At 40.5% G+C, this 25,519-nt stretch carries 11 protein-coding genes and 2 tRNA genes; 8 read left to right on the forward strand and 5 right to left on the reverse strand.

Features of this window, described 5'->3' with window-relative positions:
• Nucleotides 1-133 precede the first annotated feature (133 nt).
• The 5 genes from J8L85_RS03030 (at nucleotide 134) to J8L85_RS03050 (ending at nucleotide 16,264) form a co-directional block, all read left to right on the forward strand.
• Nucleotides 134-14,554 (forward strand): T9SS type B sorting domain-containing protein, encoded by a 14,421-nt coding sequence (locus tag J8L85_RS03030; protein WP_211014413.1) that lies wholly within the window; start codon nucleotides 134-136, stop codon nucleotides 14,552-14,554.
• A 22-nt stretch (nucleotides 14,555-14,576) separates the two neighbouring features.
• Nucleotides 14,577-15,521, forward strand: coding sequence for a type IX secretion system membrane protein PorP/SprF (locus J8L85_RS03035; RefSeq protein ID WP_047246875.1), 945 nt, complete (start codon nucleotides 14,577-14,579; stop codon nucleotides 15,519-15,521).
• A gap of 48 nt (nucleotides 15,522-15,569) precedes the next feature.
• Nucleotides 15,570-15,926: a dihydroneopterin aldolase gene (gene folB, locus J8L85_RS03040; RefSeq protein WP_211014415.1), complete on the forward strand. Its 357-nt coding sequence runs from the start codon at nucleotides 15,570-15,572 to the stop codon at nucleotides 15,924-15,926.
• A 59-nt stretch (nucleotides 15,927-15,985) separates the two neighbouring features.
• Nucleotides 15,986-16,056 (forward strand) — tRNA-Cys (locus J8L85_RS03045).
• Between the two features lie 134 nt (nucleotides 16,057-16,190).
• Nucleotides 16,191-16,264: transfer RNA gene (locus J8L85_RS03050), tRNA-Cys, on the forward strand.
• A gap of 33 nt (nucleotides 16,265-16,297) precedes the next feature.
• Here the strand turns inward: J8L85_RS03050 and J8L85_RS03055 are convergent.
• Nucleotides 16,298-16,696 (reverse strand): DoxX family protein, encoded by a 399-nt coding sequence (locus J8L85_RS03055; protein ID WP_211014417.1) that lies wholly within the window; start codon nucleotides 16,694-16,696, stop codon nucleotides 16,298-16,300.
• 4 nt (nucleotides 16,697-16,700) lie between these two features.
• Nucleotides 16,701-17,861, reverse strand: coding sequence for a DNA polymerase III subunit delta' (locus tag J8L85_RS03060; RefSeq protein WP_211014419.1), 1,161 nt, complete (start codon nucleotides 17,859-17,861; stop codon nucleotides 16,701-16,703).
• Nucleotides 17,862-17,986: 125 nt separating this feature from the next.
• Between J8L85_RS03060 and J8L85_RS03065 the strand changes: the two genes are divergently transcribed.
• The 3 genes from J8L85_RS03065 to J8L85_RS03075 all read left to right on the forward strand — a co-directional run bounded on the left by J8L85_RS03065 (nucleotide 17,987) and on the right by J8L85_RS03075 (nucleotide 21,931).
• A complete protein-coding gene (locus J8L85_RS03065; RefSeq protein ID WP_211014421.1) occupies nucleotides 17,987-19,177 on the forward strand; it encodes a phosphoglycerate kinase in 1,191 nt (396 codons plus the stop codon).
• A 118-nt stretch (nucleotides 19,178-19,295) separates the two neighbouring features.
• The gene (locus tag J8L85_RS03070; RefSeq protein WP_211014422.1) at nucleotides 19,296-20,927 is read left to right on the forward strand and encodes a lytic transglycosylase domain-containing protein; all 1,632 of its coding nucleotides are present in this window, start codon (nucleotides 19,296-19,298) and stop codon (nucleotides 20,925-20,927) included.
• Between the two features lie 14 nt (nucleotides 20,928-20,941).
• Nucleotides 20,942-21,931, forward strand: a complete 990-nt coding sequence (locus J8L85_RS03075) for a DUF4837 family protein (protein ID WP_211014424.1) — start codon at nucleotides 20,942-20,944, stop codon at nucleotides 21,929-21,931.
• 122 nt (nucleotides 21,932-22,053) lie between these two features.
• Here the strand turns inward: J8L85_RS03075 and J8L85_RS18090 are convergent, their stop codons facing one another.
• The 3 genes from J8L85_RS18090 to tatA all read right to left on the reverse strand — a co-directional run bounded on the left by J8L85_RS18090 (nucleotide 22,054) and on the right by tatA (nucleotide 25,502).
• A complete protein-coding gene (locus J8L85_RS18090; protein WP_316933223.1) occupies nucleotides 22,054-22,230 on the reverse strand; it encodes a DUF6747 family protein in 177 nt (58 codons plus the stop codon).
• A 300-nt stretch (nucleotides 22,231-22,530) separates the two neighbouring features.
• Complete coding sequence (locus J8L85_RS03080; RefSeq protein WP_247656542.1) at nucleotides 22,531-25,008, reverse strand: OmpA family protein; 2,478 nt, start codon at nucleotides 25,006-25,008, stop codon at nucleotides 22,531-22,533.
• A gap of 308 nt (nucleotides 25,009-25,316) precedes the next feature.
• A complete protein-coding gene (gene tatA / locus J8L85_RS03085) occupies nucleotides 25,317-25,502 on the reverse strand; it encodes a twin-arginine translocase TatA/TatE family subunit (protein ID WP_047246868.1) in 186 nt (61 codons plus the stop codon).
• Nucleotides 25,503-25,519: the final 17 nt, after the last annotated feature.

Below are 25,519 nucleotides of genomic sequence, written 5' to 3' on the forward strand. Positions count from 1 at the left end.
ATAACAACATTAAATTTTACACCTCAATAGTATGGGTAATATTTGTTTTGGAGTGTCCTGTTCAGACCTTTCACAAAAAGGTAACAGATATATACTCAAAGAATAACAGAGCATGATCAAATATTTTTCTTCTATGAGAACACATTTTATTAAATGTACCCTAGTTATACTTTTCTTTGGATTGGGTTCTTTTACCGCTTTTTCACAGGTAAAGAAGAACTTTGAAGTTAGATATGAAGCGGATATACGGGGAGAACTTACCTTTGTTGGAAATAGCATTGTAGCCCCGCATATAGACCCATATTGTACAGGTTTTTGGATATGGAGAACTTGTTATCCCGAACAATTTCCGAACGATCCGTATAATCTAACGGGTAGTTCCTCTAGAGCCAATGATGACCTCGACATGCAATATATTGATATTGACGGTGATGCATCAACCTTTAGTTCCAGTAGTGCTACATTGCAAATACCCGATATTAGCTGTGCCAGAGTAAGATACGCAGGGCTTTATTGGTCGGCCGTATACAAAAATTCTGATCGTAGCAATATAGATAATATTAAGTTTAGAGTACCGGGAGGATCTTACCAAGATATTACAGCAGATGAAATTCTATTTGACGGAAACGGTGATTCCGATTTTGGTGATTATAGCCCATATGCGGCATATAAAGACGTAACATCGATTGTATCTAGTTTGGCAAATCCGAACGGTGAGTATTTTGTTGCAAACGTAAGAGCAAGTAACGGTGTTGGTAGAGACCTTGGTATTCCTGGTGGTATATCAGGAGGGTGGAACTTGGTCATCGTATATGAAAACCCCAATCTTCCAGGTAGTAAGTTTATCACTACTTTCGACGGTTATGCAGGTATAAAATCGGGTGAAAGCGTAGATATTCCAATTAGTGGTTTTACTACGTTGCCAGCTCCATTTCCTGTTATAGCCAATATGGGCGTTGCCACGCTTGAAGGGGACAACAATATTCAGGGGGATGGACTTAGCATCGATGCTTTTGGTGGAGGAGTATTTACATCATTGTCGGATGGTGAAAACCCGGCAAACAACTTTTTTAATTCCAGTATTACCTTAAAAGGAAATCCTGTCACAACAAGAAACCCAAACAGTACCAACACGCTTGGATGGGATTTAGATTTAATAGAAATACCCAACGACAATAAGGACGTAATTCCTAATGGTGCTACCAGTGCTGTTTTAAGAGCTTCGTCTAGCCAAGATAAATATGATATTTTCTTTACCTCCTTTGATGTGGAGATCATTGCTCCAAAGATTGTTTTGGAGAAGAAGGTATATACGCCTGGCGGGATCGATATCACAGGGCAAGGTGTTCATCTTGGTCAGGTTTTGGACTACGTGCTTACTTTTCAGAATCTTGGTAACGATGATGGTACCAATTATACGATAAGAGATGTATTACCGGTAAACGTTTCTCCTCCGTACGGCAGGTCTTATTTTATAGATTCCGATTTTGATCTTCCAGATGATCTACCGGAAGATGTAACCTATAGCTATGACCCAAATACGAGAGAAGTCACTTTTTCGGTCCCGGATGGATATATAGAAGAAGGTGACCCTGAGTACTCTATTCGGATGAGGGTTCAGGTTGCCGAAAACTGTTTTGATTTTATAGATGCCTGTTCAGATCTGATACAAAACTTGGCGTATGGAACGTATAGCGGAGTTGAAAACAGTGCCGTGGTTACCGATGACCCTAGTGTAACCGATTTTGATGCTTGTGGATTTGTAGTTCCAGGGGCCACAAACTTTTTATTGGACGACCTCTCAGATTGTAACTTTACCCGAACGGTAGAACTTTGTGGGGCAAACGCATTATTGGATGCCGGAGATGGCTTTGATGACTATTTTTGGTATAGAGACAACAACGGAAACGGAGAAATAGACCCCGGGGATACCGATATTACCAATGTAGATGGTGACCCCGATAATGATCCAAGTACAATTTTAGTAGATGCAATAGGAACTTATATTGTAGACAAAATTGCAACAGATCCTTGTAAAGGGTTTAAAGAAATAATAAATGTAGAGCCCTACGGTTCTGGCAGCTTGCCACACCCCATAATTGAGTTTTATAATGCGGTAAACAGCGATACCGATCCATCAAATGATATCTCGGGCGAAATAGTGACCTGTAGTGTCGACAATGACCTGTTGCCGAAAATATTCTTATGTGGTATCGATGATTCCCATCAATTACAGGTAAACATCGTTGATGCCCAGAGTATTGTTTGGGAAAAGCTGGACGAAGGCAGTTGTTCTCCATCTGGTGATGATTGTGCCAACAAGGCTCTTACCTGTACTTGGGACGAAGTAGGAAGAGGCAAGAGTTATGTGTTGGATTCCGAAGGGCAGTACCGTTTATCGGTTACGTATCAAAATGGATGTACAAGCCGTTTTTACTTTAACGGTTTTCAGAACAATCTTGACATAGAGTATAATTCCGCTGATATTATTTGTAATACGGATGGAAACATAACCATAACCAACCTTGGTAATGGTTATGGCTATCAGTTGGTAGATGATATTACGAGCGATATATTGGTTCCATTTAGCGCCAACAACGGGCCTAGCTTTGATTTTAGTACGGGAGAAAGTGGATCTTACAGGGTTGAGGTAACCCAATTGGACACTGACGGAGACCCTATAGACAATGCCTGTATTTTTTCAACACCTGTAATAGGTGTACAGGAAAGAGACGTAACCTATGCCGTAAACGTAACATCGGCAACCTGTTTTGCTGCAGGGTCTATTAACTTACAGATAAACAACGCAGAGCCTGTTTATGAGTATGAAATTAGACTGGATGATGGTAGTAATGGAGGCCAAGGAACCTTGGTGGATAATGAAACGGCCCAAGTGGACAATGATTTCACTTTTGAAGGTTTAACACCTGGAGATTATATCGCTATTATACGTACGGCAGATGGGTGCTCTTATAGTGAGAACGTTACTATAATCGACGAAAACGATCTTGAGGTAACCGCAAGGGTGTCTCAACATATTTCTTGTGAGGATGGCATCATAACAATGGAGTCTACCGGAGGTGTAACACCTCATAGATATGCTATTTGGTCTTATGTGGATGATGGCGGAAATACGGTTACATCGTATCCTTCCCCTGAAGATATTCCTTCTTCAGAATTCCAGACAAGTACCGATTTCAGTATTGCCGATGCGGGAGACTATACCTTTGTTGTTATAGACAGAAGTGGCTGTTTTGCATATTCCAATACGGTAACCATAGAGTTTCAACCACCGGCAGATTTTGACCCTACAACAGTAACCGATGTTGCTTGTTTTGGGGAAGCCAGCGGTAGTATACATTATAACCTGATAAATGATAATGGAAATGTATTGACCTTTACGCTATTTGATGAAAACGATGTAGAAATTTCAGAAAATGGATCGGGTAATTTCACCAATTTATCGGCAGGGGACTATAAGGTAATTATAAACCAAAGCAGAGGAAGTATATCTTGTAATTATGAAAACTCCTTCACGATTGCAGAACCGACCAGCGCAATTACGGGTACGGCCCAGTTGGTTCAAGATTATACCTGTCTGCAAGAGGGTATTATCGAAGTGATCAATGTAAGCGGAGGTACGGCTCCTTACCAGTATAGTATAGACGGAATCAACTTTGTTCCGGATACTACTCCAAATGCAAATAGGTTCGAAAACTTAACCGACGGCAGCTATACGATAAGTATAAGAGATGCCAGCGGATGTGTTTTTACGGCAGCACCTATTGTTATTGATGCTCCCAACCCGCCTACAGATCTAACAATAGTAGAATCGCAGATTACGTGTCCTGCAGAAACGGTATCGTTGAACGTTACCGCGGTTGATGGTACGGCACCTTATACATTTGAAATTATTGTGCCAACAACGATCAACCCTTCCAGTGCTTCGGGCAATACGGCCGATTTTGACGGTCTTGCCGCAGACACATATACGATAAGGGTTACCGATGCGGACGGCTGTTTTTATGACGAAAACTATACGATAGCTCCTATTGTTCCCATTACCATGAGTGGATCCACCTTAACACCTGTAAGTTGTTTTGGTGCCGATGATGGTAGTGTTCAGTTTACTATAAATTATCAAACCGGACAAAACTTTACATATACGGTTACCGGACCATCGGGCGTAGAAGCTACAGGAGGTGTAGAAGCCTCTATCAACCTATCAAATCTTGAAGCAGGTGATTATACCTTGGATATAGTGGATACGGATACTAATTGTACTTATTCGGAAACCTATACATTAGAAGGTCCATTGACCGCATTGACCGTTTCGGACTTAGCGGTTACCCAACCTACATGTTTGGCGAATGGTAGCGTGGTGATTACTGCGACCGGAGGATGGGGAAGCTATGAATTTGATTTAACAAATCCGGATGGTTCTGCCTTTGGGTCTAATACGACCGGAGCTTTTTCAGGCTTAACGCAAACAGGTACTTATAACGGTACTATTACAGATGCCAACAATTGTATTGTGCCTTTCTCTTTTGTAATGGATCCTTCCGTTGCTCCTGTTTTAGAGTTGATCCCGAACAGTTTTTGTTATGATGATGCGGTAGGTTTAACGATTACTGCCAATGTAATTTCTGGAGGAGATGGCAACTTTGAGTACAACATAAATGGAGGAGCTTTTTCTTCAAATAATATATTTGCAGGTCTTTCCGCTGGTACATACACCATAGGGGTTAGAGACGGAAAAAGCTGTGCGGCTACAGAAACTATTACCATTAATCCAGAGTTGAGCGTATTGGCAAGTGCCTCTCCAATTTCTGCCTGTGACACCGACACCGACATCGATATTACGGCAGCTGGTGGCGATGGAAATTATGTGTATGCCGTAGTGGCGGACGGGGATACTCCAGCCGCAGGAGATTTTTCTGCTGCTAACAATCCAGTTTCAGGTATAACCGCAGGCGATTACGATGTTTATGTAAGGGATAATAATGGCAACACCGGTTATTGCGAAGCTGTGTATGATATTAATATACAACAAGATGACCCACTTGCAATTACTGTTTCCAACACCCCAATTCTTTGTAGTGGTGAAAATCAGGCGACGATAACTATCGTGGCATCTGGCGGCGAAGCTCCATTTACATATAGTATAGATAATGGTGCTACCTATCAAATAACGAACACATTTAACAACCTTGGGGCCGGAACCTACAGTATTAGTGTAAGGGATGTGAATAATTGTGAAGTTACCCAAACCTATAACATTACGGAGCCCTTTACCCTTTCTGCTTCGGCTGCGGTAACGCAATTGGTAGAATGTAACCCAAGCGACGGTGCAGAGGTAAGGGTAACCAATGCCCAAGGGGGTACGGCACCATATACATATAGTTTTGATGGGGGATCTACCTATGATACAAGTGCTATAGGTTTCCTTTTACCGGGAACACATACGGTGTATATCAAAGATGCGAATGGTTGTACCTACCCAATGTCGGTTACCATAGAACAGGCACCCACACCACCGAATGTAACGTTGACACCATCGGTAGATTATTCTTGTGAAGGCACGGGTATTGTTACCATTTCTCCTGACAACCCTAATTTGGAATATACCTACTATTTAAACGGAAGTGTAAATTCACCTTCAGATTCCAATGTTTTTGCGGACGTACCAGTGGGAACACACACCGTAAGGGTAGATTATATAAGTGCTACACCACCTGCTAAAAGTGAGCTTTTGAAGGAAGATTTTGGAACAGGTCCTAATGTTTCCATTCCTCAGATAGATTCGGCATATTATTGTTATGAATCTCAAGATGCTTCTTTGGGAACATGTGCCGATGCCAATTTTGAGATTAACGATTTACAATATAGTGTTACCAATACCATTGTCGATCCTTTTGGCACTTGGGTAAGCCCTATAGATAATTCCGGGGATCCTAATGGTAGATATTTGGCCATTAATGTTGGCGACCCGGGTGTAAACACTATTGTTTATAGCAAGACCGGTGTTGAAATTATTCCGAACAGGGATGTAGAGGTAGAGCTGGACGTAATCAATTTGGTAAAACAAGGTACTAATATTATAGAACCAAATATTTTGGTAGAAATCGTAGATCCCTTGGGCAATGTTATAGATAGTGGTACTACGGGCCTTATATCTGAAAATACGGGACCCAACGATTGGAGAAGTGTTAGTATTCCTCCATTGGATCCTGGAGCGAACAGTACAATCGATATTGTTATCAGAACTATTGCTACCGGAACTAACGGAAACGATGTTGCCATTGACAATATTGAAGCATATCAAAATCCGGAACAATGTTATCAAACAGTTACTTTAGATGTAACCGTTGAACCAGGAAATGCTTTTGCCGCCAATGTAATAGGCTTTACAGATGTAGATTGTAATGGGGCCAGTAATGGAGACATCACTTTTGAGGTCGATAATTTTGGAACTGGCGGTTATGAATATAGTTTAGATGATTTTACTACGATATTGGGTAGCTCAACGAGCTCTCCAGCAACAATATCATCGCTATCGGCAGGTAGTTATACTATTTATATTAGAGATGTAGACAACCCTGTTGCGGGATGTACCGTAACAATAAATCAAACTATAGGGGAACCGGATGCCGTGGTTGCCAGTGCTTCTATAACACAAGAATATACTTGTGATAATGGTGGGGCTACAATAACAGCCAGTGCCACTGGTGGTACACCAGGGTATGAATATCAATTGGAAGATGATTTAGGAAATGTTGTTACCGGATACCAGCCCAGTACAACATTTAACGGTGTTGCGGCAGGCGATTATATTGTAAGGGCAAGAGACACGAACGGATGTTCAGACCCTATAGATACGGCTATTACCGTTGTTGCTCCTGTAACCCCGGTATTTACCCTTACCCCTGTTGCCTGTTATTCAGGTAACAATGATGGTAGTATACAGGTAGATGTAACCGCAGGTAATGGCGATTATCAGTTTAGCATTAATTCCGGGCCTTGGTTGACACCAACACCTAGTAACTTAACTACCTATACTTTTGAGAACCTTGGCAGTGGCACCTATACTATTGATGTTAGGGATGGGTATGGCTGTGCTCCGGCACAACAGAGTGTTACCCTTGAGCCACAATTAACGGCCATTGTCGATGTTACCGACATCAGTAATTGTGCAGGTGGTAATATTACGGTTACGGCAACAGGGGGCGATGGTAGTTATGCCTATGCTTTTGTGCCTACCACTACAGACCCGACAGGGTCCTTCGGACCATCAAATTCATTTACCGTGACTGCGGGCAATGAAGGCACCTACGATGTATATGTAAGGGATAATTCGGCGAGCACGCCTTACTGTGAATACATGGAAACTGTTGAGGTTAAACCAGCGGTGCCGCTGACGTTTACCGCAACACCAACAGATCCGATATGTCATGACGGATTTGGTTCTATTGAGGTGGATATTACCTCAGGTAATATTCCATATACGGTACAGATTATCGATTTGGACAATGGAGGAGCTTCCGATGAAACATTGACAAATGTTTTGGGGGCTACCACTAACTTCTATAATCTTGCGCCGGGGAATTATACGATTAATGTTTCGGATCCCGATGGTTGTATGGTTTCACAAACTCCTGTGAATATTGCAAACCCTGATGAGCTTACGGCAGATTTTGAAGCGATCGTACCTTCAGGATGTGATCCCGACCCTAATCAGTACGGGTTTAGATTTATCAACTACCCAACTACTTTGGGTACCCTAGAATTTAGTGCGGACGGTGGGGCTTCATGGCAATCGAGCGACACCTTTGTTGGGGTGGCATATGCATCCGGAACCGAGGTGGATCCAGTAGTGAGGGTTGTTGGAACCAATTGTCGTTTAGATTTGACAAGAGAGACCATTCCATATCCTTTAGACGACCTTAATATACATCTTACAGCAAATCTTGTTAGCTGTAATAATTTAGAGGTTATCGTACAGGGAACGGAAGGTTTGGCTCCATATCAATATACGTATACCGACGATCCGGCCAATTTTAATGCGGCTACGGCAACATGGACCGCTTTTACACCTGGTAACCATGTATATTCTAACCTTGTTCCAGGACGCACCTATGTTTTTTATGCACGGGACAGCAGCCCATGTATGAGACAAAGTAGTGTAAATGTAAACGACGTGGTACCACCTCCGGTACAAATAGATGCTGAGGTGACCCCAACCTGCGATGGCTTTAGTAACGGGCAAATAACCTATACCGTAACAGAAGACACTCCAGGAGAACTTGGTGGCTCGTTTGATTGGGATTTTTATCGCATAGAGAGCACTTTGCCCCATACGCTTGTTCAGTCTGGTACTGTAGCTGGGTTTGTATCTGGTGATAGTTTTGTAGTGCCTACACCGGCAAGCTTGCCAGAAGGTGACTATTATGTGGAAATTAGGGGTGCGGCACCTAATAATTGTATTATTGGAAGTGAAAATGTACGTGTTAGGGAATTAGATCCAATTACCTATACACCAAATGTATTGGAAGACATTACTTGTGCCGATCCGGGAATTATAGAGATTCAAAATATTCAAGGTGGTGGAGGCACCTATAATTACACTTTAAGCAGTGGTAATTTCACGGCTGATATTGTAACAACATCTAACCCTATAGAAGTTCCTATTTCTAATATAGTGGATGTTACGGCTTCACCATTTAATATAGACATTGATGTAACGGACCAATATGGCTGTACGGTGGCAACACAGACCGTTTCAATGAATATAGCCCAAAGTCCGTCTATCGATAACATATCGGTTTCAAATTGTGCAACACCGCTAAGTTTAACGGTAAATGCTAGCGGAGGAACCGGAACATATTTGTACTCCATTGACGGAGGAACTACTTATGTGGATAATGGAGGCGTATTCAACAATGTGGCTTCAGGATCATATACTGTGGCTATTATGGACACAAACGGTTGTACCGATACCGATACGATCGAGGTGCATCCTGTTTTAGAAGCTGATGTTATCCTTACTAAATTATTGGATTGTTCTACGCCACAAGATGCAGGTATTACCATCGAGGTGACCCAAGGCTCCAATAATTATGATTATGAAATTTCCGACGGAACGGGAACAGTGGTCGCCAGGACCAATCTACCTAGCAACCCTTATGTTTTTAATACGTTGATACCAGAAGATTATACTATCACCATATATGACAACAGTACCTCGTCACCAGAATGTAATAGGGTGTTTACGGTAACGGTACCACCAGCGGTAGAGCCTGTATTGTCTATTGATGCCTATACAAATGCTACTTGTTATGGTGTTTCTGATGGTACCATTGCAGTATCGGCAGTAGATAGTGGTATAGGACCGTTTACTTTTGAGATTATTTCAGGTCCGGGAAGTGGGGCAACTTTCCCTATTTCGGCATCATCAAATACGGATGTAACGGCAGTCTTTAATGGTTTGGAAGGAGCTGTAGCTCCCGGAATTACTTATACGATAAGGGCAACAGCCGCAAATGGTTGTTTTGAAGATATCACCCAAGTTATTTTGCAACCTGAGGAAATAGATAATGTGACAGCATCGGTACAAGAATTTATATGTACTGCTGGAAACAATGGAAACAGCGCTACCATCACTATCGATGAGACCCTTATTACTGGAGGTTCGGGTACGTATGTTAGATATGAATTTATTGAAGAAGACGACCCAAATACAGCAACTGTAGAAGCACCGGTTGTTGTTCAAGACGGTACGAATCCTGTTTATACGGAAACAGATATAGCAGGAGGTAGTTATACCATCAATGTCTATGATAGTAATGGATGTATGGGTACTACTACGGCGACAATCGAACCGTTTGACGAGCTGATATCCGCAACGGCAGACATTACCAATACGGTAACTTGTAACCCTGGTACCGATGGTGAACTGACCGTAAACGTAACATCTACATTAGGTGATTCATCTAAATTCGAGTACAGTATCGATAATGGGGCCACCTATCAGGCATCCAATGTATTTCCAGGTCTAGTGCCAGGTGCATATACTATTTTGATTAGACATGTAGATACAGGGTGTGTAATCTCGGCTACCCAAACATTGTTGGAGCCAAATACATTTACTATTGATGTGGTAAAAACCAGTGATGTCGTTTGTTATGGTACCGCTACAGGTGCTGTAAACTTTGAATTGGTCGATGCAACATACCCAGGAGGGTTTACTTGGACCATCTATGACACCAATGGTACTTTGGCGAATACAGGCGATGACACCGTTGTTACTTCAGGCACAGAAGCAACAAATGGCCCAACGGCCGATATTAGCCTACCGGCTGGCAGTTATTATGTTTCTGTTGTACAGGACAACAATCCTTTCTGTACAAATACAGAGGCGTTCTCTATAAATGGCCCAACGGCCGATATTAGCGGAGCTACCGTAGTAACGGATATTACATGTGTTCCTGGCAACGATGGTTCTATTACCATTACCAATGTAACCGGAGGATGGGGCGGCTACACCTATTATGTAGGTGTTGGAGCTCCTGCAACTATAGATTTTGTGTCAGACGCCTCATTTACAGGGCTTTCTGCCGGTACATACCAAGCTTGGGCACGTGACTCAGCAGGTTGTGAAAGATTGATTCAAGATAATATTGTACTTGATGTTCCTGCGCCGATCGCGGCTACACTACAAATAAACCAAGAAAATTGTACAAACCTAGAAGGGGAAATTGAAGTGAGCCTACCAACGGGCGGACAAGGAAGTAACTATACCTATCAATTAATATTGAACGGATCCGATTTCCGAGCACCTCAGAACACCAGGGTATTCTCTGGCCTGGGCGCAGGAAGCTATGCGGTTCGTGTTACGGATCAGTGGGGCTGTACTTTTACAACTCCTGCAGAACTGCTGTACGAGGAAATGAACCTTACGGCAACTGTGGTTAAGACAATCGATTGTACCGTGAATTCAGGAGGAGAAATTACCATTAATGTAAACGGAGGCTCTACAAACTTGGAATACACGGTTACATATCCTGACGGAACTACAACTGCTACCAATACGGACGGTATTTTTACAAACCTTGACCAACCTGGCCTTTATAGTTTCTTGGTAAGGGATTTGGATACTGACAGTCCTATATGTGAGAGAACCATTACACAACGTTTAGAAGCTCCTGTTCTGCCAGCGCTGTTAAACGCTACGGTTACCGATGTTAGTTGTTTTGGAGGTAGTGATGGTAGCATAACGGCGGTGATAGACCCTGCAACCAACACCGATCCAGATTATGAATATGAGCTTTATGCCATTTCCGATTTGGTGAATCCGATAGCAGGACCACAAAATAGTGCATTGTTTACCAATTTGGCCGCTGGTGAATACCAAGTAAGAGTTATTTCGGCAAAAGGTTGTGAAGCAACTAAGAACGAAACCGTAAACGAACCACAAGAGTTGAGAATAGACGCTACAGCGACGGCATTTGATTGTGCCGCTGACAATAGTGTCAATACGGCTACGATTACTGTTGATGTATTGGATGGAATATCTACACCAGGTGTTTCTTCGGGTACGGGGCCATATTTGTTTAGTTTGGACAATATTACGTATCAATCATCGAACACGTTCAATATTGTTGATGACGGAAGCGTGCAGACCATAACGGTATATGCTAAGGACGATAATGGATGTACGACGACGGATACCGTTACCATTCAGCCTATAAACAAGTTTACGGCTACTATAGCTACAGATGTAGAGATATCGTGTACGTATGCCGAAACAATAACAATTACTGTTAACGATAATGGGTTGGCACATAACTACTCGTATGAATTGTTACCGATTGGTAATACCAATGCGACATTACAAGGCACTACTGCCAATACGGCTACATTCGACTTGCTTACTACAGGTTCTTATACCTTTAGGGTTACCGATACGGACACAGGATGTTATTTTGATACCCCTGCGTACGATGTAGAGCCGTTCGATTTTATAGAGGCAACGGCAGTGGCAACGACACCTGTAACATGTTACGGTGATAATAATGGGGCTTTATCAATAGATATTGACGGATATTCGGGCAGCTACCAATATGAGGTACTCGACAATGCAGGAAACATCGTTATACCTGCCACCGCAGCAAATACAAGTGTCAATCCTAGAACAATAGGAGGGCTGACAGGAGGAAGCTACTTTGTGCGTATAACGGAAACATCGGTTCCTCTTTGTTCAGAAGACACCAATATGGTTACAATAGTGTCTCCAGATATGCCTTTATCGGCTACTGTAACACCTGAGGAAGAAGCTACTTGTACCGATGATAAGGGAGAAATTCTTGTTGAGGTCACAGGAGGGTATGCTCCTTATGATATAGAGCTTACAAATACAACTACTGGTCAGAACTATAGTTTTACAGATGTACAGTCTATGTTGTTCACCAATCTTTCTGCAGGTGATTTCACTGTTGAGGTGACAGATAGCGTAGGATGTCTTGTTAGCTATAACGAAACCTTGGTTGCAGCTACCCCGATCATAGCGAATGCAACACCTTTGGTTACCAACTTAGCGTGTTATGGCGACACAGGAGCTACTGTTTCTGCAGTGGTTACCAGTGGAGGTAGCGGAAATTATCAGTACCAGTTAAACCAATATGATGCTACCGGTACAACGATTACATCCACTACAGGGGCACAATTCAGCCCTGATTTTAACGATTTGGGAGCTGGCATCTATAGTGTTACCGTTATCGATGGATGGGATTGTGATGTGACTACCAATACGGTAGAGATCATTGAGCCTACTCTTGTACAGGCACAACTTATAAGAACAGATCCATTGACCTGTGCCACGGGGGTAGAGTTTGAACTATCGGCTACCGGAGGTAGTGGTTCTTATGAATATAGTACCGACAACGTGGTATTCTTGCCTATGACGAGCAATCCGATGCCTTTACCGGAAACAGGAGTGTTGTCGGCAGGTACATACCAATATTATGTAAGGGATGTTAACGGCTGTGATGCGGTGTTGTCCAATGCTATTACCGAAGATATGATAGACCCATTGGATTTGGAGGTAGATCTTTCTGCAGCGGTGATCAACTGTAACGGAGAAAGTACCGCAAGTATATATGCGGAAGCGTCGGGTGGTTTGGGCAACTATGAATATGAGTTGTATACAGATGCCTCTTTATCCGCCGCCAGTAGAATATATGGGCCTCAAACAAGAGGAGAGTTTAGAAATCTACCGGCAGGAACATACTATGTCTCTGTTACCAGTGAAGATTGTACAACCTTGCCAGAAGAGGTTATCATAACAGAACCAACGCCATTGTCGTACACAGAAGACATCGTAAATGTTACTTGTGCAGGAGAAGGCAACGGAAGTATTACTGTTACCTTATCAGGTGGATCGGGAGGTTATCAATATGCGATTTCACCTAATTTAAGCCAGTTCGATACCATTAATACATTTACCGATTTAGAGCCGGGTGATTATACCGTTATCGCACAGGACATAAATGGTTGTTTTGAATACCTGACCTATACCATAACAGAGCCTAGCGCCCTAATGGTAGAGGCAGAGGTGACACCAGAAATATGTGTAGATAGCCAAGATGGAACCATAACGTTGAACATTACCGGAGGTACGGCACCTTACAGTACAGCGTTGAATTCTAATGACGATGCCGATTTTGTAGAAGACAGGGTTAATTTTATAAATATGGCCGCTGGAAACTATCTATTGTTTGTTAGGGATGCCAATGGTTGCGAAACCAATGTTGTAGTAGACATTGATACAGGTGTAAACCTAAACGCAACTATAGAACCTGTCTATGAATGTACGGGAGATGTGCCTAATAATTATATAAATATTACGTTAGAGGACGAAAGTGTTATAGGAGATGTTCTATATGCATTGGATTCTGTAGATCCTTCTGCAATGCAGTTGAATCCGGATTTCACGAATATTGCCCCAGGGGACCATTACATTGCCATAGCCCATGCAAATGGTTGTTTGGTTACTATAGACTTTTCTATAGAGGCATTTGATCCTTTGACCTTGGAATTGGAGCAGAACAAGCTGAACGAGATTACTGCAAACGCCCTTGGAGGAAGACCTGAATACACCTATTATTTTGATGGTATTGACAACGGAAACGACAACACCTTCTATATTACAAGAACCGACACCTATGAAGTTAGGGTGGTAGATGAGAACGGATGTGAGACTATAGCTTCTATTTATATGGAGTTTATAGATATCGAGATTCCTAACTTCTTTACCCCTGATGGTGATGGTAACAATGATTTATGGATTCCAAGAAACATGGAACAGTATCCAGAGATACTAATCAAAATATTTGATCGTTATGGTAGAGTGGTTTCCGAACAATCCTACGATGCAGCAGGATGGGACGGTAAATATAATGACAAGGAGTTGCCAACAGGAGATTACTGGTATGTAATCCAATTGAACGGAGAAACGGACGAACGTGAATTTGTAGGTCATTTTACCCTATATAGATAAAAGAATTTAACCTAAAAAAACTATGCGAAACAGACTATTGACCTTGGCTCTTTTTGTTAGTGCCTTTGCCCTAAGAGGTCAGGAGCTTACGATTCCGCAATTATCACAATATTTGGCGGACAACCCTTTTGTGATGTCCCCCACTTATGCGGGAATCGGAGACCATGTAAAAATTAGAGTTAATGGTCTAACCCAATGGGTAGGTATTAAAGATGCGCCGGACACCCAATCTTTGGCGGCGGATATGCGAATAGGAGAAAAATCGGGAATCGGAGCCTTGCTGTACAACGATAGTAACGGTGAGACAAAGCAAAGGGGAGCCCGTGTTTCTTTTGCCCACCACCTTACGTTAGATAGATATGAGGACGAGTTTTTGTCTTTCGGGATCTCATATAACTTTAACCAGTTTAGAATAGATATCGAGAATTTTGACGCCTTGGATCCAAGCGTAACAGATGACAGGGCAACAACGAACCATAACTTTGACGTAGGGCTGTTATATCGCTACGACAAGTTTTATATAAGTGCAAACGCATCTAATATACTAAATAAGGATCTTACCAAGTTTAACCCTGTTTTTGAGCCTAACAGGTTACGTAACTACTATATCTATACAGGATATAGATATACAAAAAACAGGAGAAGTAACTTAGAGATAGAACCGTCGGTATTCTTTCAGTTGTTCGAAAGTGATGGTAGATCTGTTACCGATTTGAACGTTAAGTTTAGATGGTACGATTTTGAAGATTACTACTATGCAGGTGTAACCTACAGGTTCTTAAATGACCAAATAGGAGACCCTTTATATATTGCCCCTATTGTTGGTTTAAAAAAGAACAACTTTTATTTTGGGTATTCTTACCAGGTAATTTTGAACGAGATATTGGGCTATAGTAGCGGAACCCATGTGTTAACGCTAGGGGTAGACCTTTTCCAAGGTATCAGTAATTGTAGATGTACCTACTAAAGTTTGCTTTCTTTGTTTTAAGTTTGCCGTTATAACTTAACTTTTATAATGGGAACTGTAAGTGTAGACAATATTAGGGTGTATGCCTATCATGGCTGTCTTTCGGAAGAAACAAGAATAGGAAGTGATTATTTGGTGAACGTAACGGTTAAGGCAGACCTTTCCCAAGCCTCTGTAACGGACGAACTAAAGAACACGGTAGACTATGTTCACATAAACAAAATAGTGGCACAGGAAATGGCTATACCCTCTAAATTGTTGGAGCATGTGGCCAAAAGAATCGGGGATAGGATATTTAATGAAATACCGATGGTAAAAAAATCAAAGATATCTGTTTCTAAAGTGAATCCACCTATAAATGGAGATGTAGAAAAAGTTTCGGTAAAACTTAGTTTTCACCGATAAACAATAAGGCGTTTGTTTCGTTAAATAATTATTTTGAGATAGTTTTATAATACTAAAAAGGCATTGTGGCTGAACGGTTAGGCAAAACTCCGCAAGAGTTCTTATAGTGGTTCGAATCCACTCGATGCCTCTAGTTTTTCTTAAGATTTGTTTTTCCGGTTCTTGATACTTTTCTACCAAAAAGGATGCTTAAGTTTTAAACAAACTCACTTTTCTAATAAGCCGAAAGAATTTATTTTACTAAATTTGCACTCGATTTAAAATGGCATCGTGGCCGAGTGGCTAGGCAGAGCTCTGCAAAAGCTTGTACAGCGGTTCGAATCCGCTCGATGCCTCCAGAAAAGCCTTCCTGTTCAGGAAGGCTTTTTTTATTAGGCCTGTAAAAGAAATATCAGAAAAACCGTAGGTATTAAATAAACCACGATCGTTCTGGCACCTTCGTAGTCTTTTGCCACTCTTTGCCCAAACAATAACATTAGCAGCGTTAAAGAACAGAGTAAGGCCCCGTATAAGGCCATAACGGTAGTACCGACAGTTAAAATGCTATAGAGGCCAATGGTACAGAGAATACCGGCCACTACTTCGCTAACCAAGACAATAAACAACAAAACAGGAACTATATCTTTAAAGAGCGTTTTTGAAAAATGCTCTTTTAACCAAGACACATTTCCTTTCCAATCAAAAATTTTGTCAATACCACTTTGAAAAAAAGTAATGATCAAAAATAGCAGTAATACTGTTTCTGTTGCATGGTTCAGAAGAGTTTCCATATTATTAATTGGTTTGAGTTGCTTTTTTATGTAAAAGTCTTGTAAGCCTAATGGATAGATCGGTAAATATCAATTTGGCATTTCCGTTACGTTCTATATGGTAAATGGCATTTTCCAATTCTTCCGTAATCGTTAAAATATTGTTCTCGTGTATAAAGGGGGCAAACTTTGCCAACTGAAATCCATCAGCATGAATTTTCATATAGGCCAGTTCATCGACCCCGTAATTTATCAATAATGCCTGCCTCATTACCATAATGCAGTAATGAAGAAATTTTTTTTGTGTTTCCCTACCTGTTTTCGACAGTTCGTCGCTCCAAAGTATAAGTTCGTGAATAACCGCTTTGTTGCCTTTGGCCTTAAAGGCACTTCGCACCCATTGCACAAACCATTTTTCAAAAACCAAGTCTTCAGAGTCTTTGTTGAGCAAGTCCAGTGCTTTGTTGAAATTGCCGTTGGCCTCATGGGCGATTTGCGCAGCTTCTTGTGTAGAAGCACCATTTTTTATCAAGGCATCCGTTATGGCATTCTCCGCTAAAGGTGGAAAATGCAAGATTTGACACCTAGAGCGTATGGTTTGTATAATCTGCTCTTCGTCTTGGCATAGAAGCAGGAAAACGGTTTGTTCCGGTGGCTCCTCTATTAGTTTCAATAATTTATTGGCCGCGGATAGATTCATTTTTTCGGCCATCCAGATAATCATTACCTTATAACCGCCTTCATATGATTTGAGCGACAATTTTTTTACAATATCCTGAGCTTCATCAACACCTATTTGCCCCTGCTTTTTTTCAATTCCGATAAGTTGGTGCCAGTCGAAAAGATTTCCGTATGGTTGTTCTTTCATGAAATCTCTCCATTCCTGTATATAATGGTCGCTTACGGCGTGTGATTTTGCTTTGTCGGTATTGGCCACCGGAAAGGCAAAATGTACATCGGGGTGCGAGAATGAATTGAATTTCAGGTTACAAGAAACGTTGCCCCCTTCATTTTCGCCGTTCGTATTACCACAGATCAAGTATTGGGCATAGGCCAAGGCCATGGGCAAAACCCCGCAACCTTCTGGCCCCACGAATAACTGGGCATGTGGAACCCTTCCTGCATCCGCGGTTTTCACCAAGTGGTTTTTTATATGTGAAAGCCCTAAAACATCCTTAAAAAACATAGATTCAAATATAGTTGTTTTTAACCCATTTTCGAATTATGCCATAGAGATATAAATTAACCCGCCGGAGTTTTTTCTCCCCCTATTAATCTTTACATTTGCGACTTACTTAAAATCAAGATCTCATGAAAACACTGGACGACTATAATTTTGAAAATAAGAAAGCATTGATCAGGGTAGATTTTAATGTACCCCTGAATGAGAATTTTGAAGTAACGGATACCAATAGAATAGAAGCGGCCAAGCCTACTATTATAAAAGTGTTGGAAGACGGGGGAAGTGCTGTATTAATGAGTCATCTAGGAAGGCCAAAAGGAGTTAGAAACCCTGATTTGTCTTTAAAACATATTTGCTCAAAAGTATCTGAAATTATAGGTGTTGCAGTAAAATTTGTGGATGATTGTGTTGGTGAAGAGGCAGAGAAGGCCGTTGCCGAACTTCAAAATGGAGAAGTTCTTTTATTGGAGAACCTTAGATATTATGCGGAGGAAGAAAAAGGAGACGAGGCTTTTGCCGAAAAACTTTCTAAACTTGGCGACATTTATGTGAACGATGCTTTTGGAACCGCACATAGGGCCCATGCGTCTACAACGATAGTGGCAAAGTTTTTTCCGAACGCCAAATGCTTTGGATACTTATTGGCAAAAGAGATCGATGCCATTGAAAAAGTGATGAGAACTGGCGAAAAACCAATTTTGGCCATTTTAGGAGGAGCAAAGGTTTCATCTAAAATCACAATTATAGAAAACATTCTTGATAAGGTAGACGACCTCATTATCGGTGGTGGTATGACCTACACATTCATCAAAGCACAGGGCGGACAAGTAGGAGATTCTATTTGCGAGGACGACAAAATGGATTTGGCAATGGATATTTTAAAGCAAGCCAAAGAAAAAGGAGTAAACGTACATATTCCTGTAGATGTGTTGGCAGCCGATGCTTTTGATGCCAATGCAAAAACACAAGTGGTGGATGTAGACAAGATTCCTGCCGGATGGCAAGGGTTGGATGCAGGACCAAAAACATTGGAAAACTTTAAAAATGTCATACTTGGCGCAAAAACCATTCTTTGGAACGGCCCAGTAGGAGTTTTTGAAATGGAAAAATTCTCAAAAGGAACGATTGCTGTTGGAAACTACATAGATGAGGCTACTAAAAACGGAGCTTTTTCCCTTGTAGGAGGAGGAGATTCCGTAGCGGCCGTAAAACAATTTGGCTTCGAGAACAAAGTTAGTTATGTTTCTACCGGTGGTGGTGCCATGTTAGAAAGTTTAGAAGGTAAGACCTTACCCGGTATTGCAGCAATAAACGAGTAGTAAAGGCGTTATCGATTAACGGGACTAGGGAGAATATCCGCATTTTAAGAAAGAAAATTTTATTCTAACGGAAAAATGTACGATTTTCGTTGGTCCCGCTAAGAAATTTTACGCTACTATGATCAAGTTAAAATTAAACTACTTCATTTTTTCAGGGCTTTTTGCATTGCCATTTTTTATGATGGCACAGGAAAAAGACTCTATAGTCTCAACTAAAAAAGAAAAGCTTGATGTTGAGGAGATGGTCTCCGATACTATTGCTTTACAGGCCGAAGAGGTGATAGCCCTTTCTACAGTCGATTCTCTTCCGGACAACGATTTTGTCTTGATCAAATCTCCATTGACTAAAAAGTATGACCTTAAAGATAATGAGGTAGCAGCAAAGTATGATAGTCTATGGATGAAAGAATTGATAGCCAATGCGCCGCTATTCGATGAAATCTATGATGAAGTAACTACACTAGATCCTGATTCTACCTATGTTTACGACCTTGATACCGACACGCTAAAACTTCGTTTAGAAAAATTAAATCAAAAGACGCCTTTTAATATAGCTTACAATCCATCGTTAGAGAATGTTATTAAGTCGTTCTTGACAAGAAAAAGGGGGCTTATGCAACGTATGTTGACCGCAAGTCAATTCTATTTCCCGCTTTTTGAACAACAAATGGACAATTATAATATTCCGTTGGAGATGAAATATTTGTCCATTATAGAATCTGCTTTAAACCCCAAGGCACGTTCACGTGTCGGGGCTACCGGATTGTGGCAGTTTATGTACAGCACGGGAAAGATGTATGACTTGGACGTAACCAGTTATGTAGATGAACGTAGCGACCCCATAAAGTCTACAGAGGCGGCATGCAAGTATTTGTCAAAACTGTATGATATATTTAATGATTGGGACTTGGCATTGGCAGCATATAATTCTGGTCCGGGCAACGTTAACAAGGCCATTAGAAGGTCTGGAGGGTATAAAAACTACTGGAACATTAGAAGAAACCTCCCTAGGGAGACGGCTGGATATGTACCTGCATTCTTGGCCACCATGTATATTTTTGAATATGCCGAGGAACACGGCTTAAAGGGCAAAAAGATAGAAAGGCCCTATTTTGAAACGGATACGGTGCATGTAAAAAGCTTGATAACATTTGATCAAATTTCCGAATTGGTAGGTATAGACAAAGAAGAACTGAAGATTTTGAATCCCTCTTATAAACTAAATGCGATACCCTATATTGAAGGTAAAAATTATGCGCTAAGATTGCCCGTGGACGTAATGGGAAAATTCGTTGCCAACGAAGAGGCAATTTATGCCCATGTAGAGAAAGAGCTTAAAAGTAAGGAAAGCCCATTGCCACAATTGGTAAAACAAGCACAGGAGAATAGAATTCGATATAGGGTGCGAAGTGGCGATTATCTAGGAAAAATTGCTGAACGGTATGGTGTTAGGGTAAGTCAAATAAAAAACTGGAACGGTTTAAGGGGAAATAACCTTAGAATTGGACAACGGTTGACAATATACCCTAGAAGAAATGCTACAGCCTCCGTAAAGCCCAAAAACACTCCTTCTAAATCTACGGTTACGAGTAACACTAAGGTTCATGAAGTGCGCAGTGGAGACTCACTTTGGACAATTTCTAGAAAATATCCAGGAATTAGTATTGAAAATTTACGAGAATGGAACGGTATTAGTGGGAATAATCTAAAACCGGGCACAAAATTAAAATTGTGCGATTGTTCATCGTAAATTAGAGATACAAAATGAAAAAAATCAGTACACTATTCCTAGTAACCTTTTTGTTTCTTACAGGATGTAAAGAAGGAAGTAAAAAATCTTATTTACCAGAGTCTATCGGGGCGTATAATACGCTTACCGTGGTCATTGACAATGAACTTTGGAAAGGCGATGTCGGAGACAATATAAGGGGGCATTTTGCCGCGCCGGCACCAGGGCTTTCATGGGACGAGGCTCAGTTTACCATTACCCAAATACCACCACAAATTTTTTCGGGTTCGGTTCGTAATACCAGAGCCGTGCTATATGTTATGGAAGATTCCTTGAACATTGCGCACATGAAAAAGGATATGTACGCAAAACCTCAATTGGTAGGGGTGATCAAGGGGAGAAACAAAAAAGAAATAATTGAGAACCTTAACAAGAAAGCTCCCGAATTTATAACCGATTTTAAGGAATTGGAACTGGCAGAGGCCCAAAAGAGATTTTTAAAATCGCTAAGTAAAGAAAAGGCATTACAAGAAAAGTTGGGTATTTCATTAGACCTACCATCTATTTATAAAGTAGGAAGGGAAGAAGATAATTTTGTGTGGATCGATAGGCAAATACAGAAAGGGAATATGAACATAATTGCCTACAGTGTTCCATGGGATACTTTTAGCAACGATTCTACTTTTGTTCAGGATATTGTAAAAATGAGGGATTCTATCGGAAAAATGTTTATTCCAGGAGAAGATATCCCTGGAAAGGATAATCATATGATTACTGAAAAGGCTTTTTCTCCTTACGTGTTTCCTGCCGAGGTTTCTGGAAGAAAGGCAGCCGAGGTAAGGGGAAGGTGGGAAATGTCGGCATATCCAATGGCAGGCCCTTTTTTAACCTATATTATCAACGATAAGCCAAACAATAGAAAATTGGTTTTAGAGGGTTTTACTTTTGCACCTGCTACAAGAAAAAGAGATTATATGTTTGAATTGGAAGCTATATTGAAGACGGTTCGTTTTATAGAGCCGTAATACCGAGGTATATAACGTAATAGAAAAAGGCTTGAGATATTTCTCAAGCCTTTTTTATGTTTTGTATTTTAAGTTGGTGGGTGTCTCGGGTTAAATATTATCAACCCATATATGCTACTATCCTATAGATTACTAAAGGAAAACCCTGTGGAAACTCTAAAAACCAGCGCATACGTAGCAGCTAGAATCAAAAGAAAACAAAACCACGAAAACAATTTAAAATAATGCTCTAAAATGAAGTTTCTCCAATTTTTAAAAGCCTCAACATAAATCTCTTTAATAAGTAAAAATTTCTCCATACCTGATAATTATTAGTTCTTATGAGGCAAATATCAACGGTTATGGATCAAATACTCAAAATATCGGTTTAAAGGTGCGTTTTTACTATAAAAAGAGAACCATATTTTAAAAAATCTATAAACGGTAGAAATTTACGATTTATAGCACCCCAATTATGCGCTAGGTCTGTTTTATATTAGGGCTATAAGATTAAACAAGAAGGGAGGATGTCAAGTGTCCTTTCAAAAAAGGAAGCAGGATATAAGCAAAAAAGCCACTAACATTAGTGGCTTTTTTTGCTTAGTTGGTTTTGCGATTTTTTACATATCCACTATAATGAATTCAGATCTACGGTTTAGATAGTGCTCTTCTTCAGAACAAGGCACTGATCCATTACATTCGTTCAACAGTTTTTCTTCACCATAACCCATGGCACTTTCAATTCTGTCGGCAGAAATACCTTGTGATATAATATAGTCTCTTGTTGCTTTGGCCCTTTTGTCCGACAAGTATTTATTGTAGACGGCACTACCTCGTGAATCTGTGTGTGATTCAATCTTAATAACCATTTCTGGATACTCGTTCATAACGCTTACCAGCTTATCTAGCTCTTTGGCGGCATCTGTACGAATGTTGAATTTATCAAAATTAAAGTGGATCATCTCCGTTTTAAGTTTTTTGACCCCGTTTTCCAAGGCGATCATTTCGTTCAGTTTTCTCATTTGAACGTTTGTTGCAACCGTATCGTTATCTATGGTAGCAACTTCTATTTCCTCGTCATGGAAGGTGTCTTGTACGGTTCTGATCTTGTATGTTGTATTTGGTTCTAGATCATTAAAACTAAAGCTACCGTCTTCATCAGTTACCGTTTCTTTTAACTTTATGTTGTTTTCATCAAGTAGTTCTACTAAAGCGGTAGGCATATGGTCTCCCGTAACCAGGTCGGTAACTACACCAGCAATGACATTCTGATTTGTTGGAACCTCCTCTACGACCAACCTCTTAAATGAGTATATATCGTCATCTCCTTTTCCTCCGGCCCTGTTAGAGGCAAAATAACCTATTTGTGTTTCTTCATTAACGATATATGAAAAATCATCTTTGTTACTATTTACCGGTTGGCCAACATTTTTGACCTCCTCGAAACCACCATCTTCGTTAAAGGAGGCCTCATATACATCAAGTCCGCCCATACCAACATAACCGTTAGATGAGAAATATAACTTCTTCTCGTTTACGAACGGGAACATTTCTTTTTGTTCTGTATTTATGCTTGGCCCTAAATTTCTAGGCTCTGAAAATTGTCCGTTTTCCAATAGGTCCACAACAAAAATGTCGGTCTCTCCAATACTGCCAGGCATATCTGATACGAAGTACATTTTTTTGCCGTCGGGACTAATCGCTGGGTGTCCGGTGGAGTAATTGTCACTGTTAAATGGCACTTCTGTTGCTTCGGTCCATTCTCCATCAACTAGATTGGATTTGTAAATTTTTAAATGATTTACCCCTTTATTGTCACGCTTAAGTTTTTTACCATAATTGTTTCGGGTAAAATACATAGTCGTCCTATCTGGGGTAAAAGCTACCGAGGCTTCATGGTATTTAGTGTTTACCTTTTTTGAAAGCTTTCTTGCATTTACCAACTCTTGTGATTCTTTATTTAATTTAGCGGTATATAGGTCTAGATAAGGTTGGTTGTTCCATTTATATTTTCTGGTGTTAAAAATAGAGGAGTCGGCAGCGGAAGTAAACACAACCTCATCATCTGTATAAAACACAGGTGAAAAGTCAGAATAAACCGAATTGATATTTAAGTTTTTAATATCAAACTGGTTGGAAGCACTTAATAATTGGTCTAGAACAGCCTCTCTTTGTTTGTTGTCCATACCAACTACAGAGTTCGATTTCTTTTCGTATAGGCGCATCAAACGTTTTGCCCTACCGTACTTACCTGTTCCTTTTAAGGTATGGGCGTATTTAAAAATATTCTCGGCAGATAGTTCGTCACCATATTTTTCATATAATATGTTGTACCATTTATAGGCATGCTCCATATTGGTATTATAATAGTGTGCATCGCCAGCTTTTTGAAGCACTTCAGGAGAGTAGTTGTAAGGGTCTTTGTTTAGTGCTTGCTCATAAAGTTCGGCGGCCTCTGCGTACCACATCTTGTTAAAATACTCATCTGCTTTGCTAATAAGCTTGCTTTTTTCCGATGGATTATTCGAATAGGCCTCTAGAGCCCCAGTGGATGTTTTTGCGTTTTTTTCTGTAGTATCAGCATCAACCACTTCTAACATATCATAAGTTACATTTTCTATGGCTATGGGCTCCTTTGGTTGTTCACTGTTTATTACGTTCAGGATCCAAATATCTTTCGTGTACCTATTGTCAAATTTAGAATTACAATCGGCAATTGCTTTTTGCCAAGAAGAGTATTGATTCAGATATACATAATAAAGGTCGTTTTCGGGGTTTTGTATATAGCCGGCTCCAAAACCTTCTTTTTTTAGTTTTTTTACATGTTTGTCAAGCTTGTTCGGTTTGCTGAAAATACTGGAAATCACATAATACCCGTTTTCTACACCTTTGAGGTTAGATAAGGTTCTTTGTGGAATATTGTTTTCGTTGACCGCGTTTAAAAAGTCCCCACTGTGCGATTCTTCCATTATGGAAGTAGAAGTGTTGTTGGCGGTTATGCCCATGTCTTGTTCTTTCGAAGACATATCGTTTTCAAAATTCTGGCCGCTGAGATTAAGGGCGACAAGAGAAAAGCAAACTAATAGTATATTTTTCATGTTTTGGAAAATCAGTCGACAAATGATGTCAATAGGATGGTTAGTTTATAACGCATTTTGACTTAATTCATTATCGAAAATAGGTCTAAACACTATTTTGATTTATTTTTTGTTGTGAAAGACTTATTTTTTGTCGTGTAGTCCCGTTTCTCTAGTAGGTGACCTTTATGGGTCATGGGAATGTCATACGAAAAAGAAAGGTGTTTTGAGAAAGGGAATGGCCGTAAAAGTTTGGGAGGCAGATTTTTGACCACAAAAAAAACGCTAGCAAAAGTTAGCGTTTTTATAATTTTTGAAAGAATAGGGTATTACTCTTTTTTTGTTTCTTCAGAAACTTCATCTTCTTTTGAAGCGTCTTTAAATTCTTTTATACCACTACCAAGGCCACGCATAAGTTCCGGTATTTTTTTTCCTCCAAATAAAAGAAGAACTACCAAGACCACGATTGCAATTTGCCATGGTCCAATTGCCAAAAATATATTTGCTATAGTCATATGAATATCATTTAACG

The sequence above is a fragment of the Maribacter sp. MMG018 genome (genome assembly GCF_018100785.1).
Taxonomy (GTDB): Bacteria; Bacteroidota; Bacteroidia; order Flavobacteriales; family Flavobacteriaceae; genus Maribacter.

Bases quoted from the DNA above. Each gene is read 5' to 3' on its own strand.
- folB (WP_211014415.1), top strand. From the start codon at position 15,570: ATGGGAACTGTAAGTGTAGACAATATTAGGGTGTATGCCTATCATGGC.
- J8L85_RS03065 (WP_211014421.1), top strand. From the start codon at position 17,987: ATGAAAACACTGGACGACTATAATTTTGAAAATAAGAAAGCATTGATC.
- J8L85_RS03080 (WP_247656542.1), bottom strand. From the start codon at position 25,008: ATGAAAAATATACTATTAGTTTGCTTTTCTCTTGTCGCCCTTAATCTC.
- J8L85_RS03070 (WP_211014422.1), top strand. From the start codon at position 19,296: ATGATCAAGTTAAAATTAAACTACTTCATTTTTTCAGGGCTTTTTGCA.
- J8L85_RS03055 (WP_211014417.1), bottom strand. From the start codon at position 16,696: ATGGAAACTCTTCTGAACCATGCAACAGAAACAGTATTACTGCTATTT.
- J8L85_RS18090 (WP_316933223.1), bottom strand. From the start codon at position 22,230: ATGGAGAAATTTTTACTTATTAAAGAGATTTATGTTGAGGCTTTTAAA.
- J8L85_RS03060 (WP_211014419.1), bottom strand. From the start codon at position 17,861: ATGTTTTTTAAGGATGTTTTAGGGCTTTCACATATAAAAAACCACTTG.
- J8L85_RS03075 (WP_211014424.1), top strand. From the start codon at position 20,942: ATGAAAAAAATCAGTACACTATTCCTAGTAACCTTTTTGTTTCTTACA.
- J8L85_RS03035 (WP_047246875.1), top strand. From the start codon at position 14,577: ATGCGAAACAGACTATTGACCTTGGCTCTTTTTGTTAGTGCCTTTGCC.
- tatA (WP_047246868.1), bottom strand. From the start codon at position 25,502: ATGACTATAGCAAATATATTTTTGGCAATTGGACCATGGCAAATTGCA.
- J8L85_RS03030 (WP_211014413.1), top strand. From the start codon at position 134: ATGAGAACACATTTTATTAAATGTACCCTAGTTATACTTTTCTTTGGA.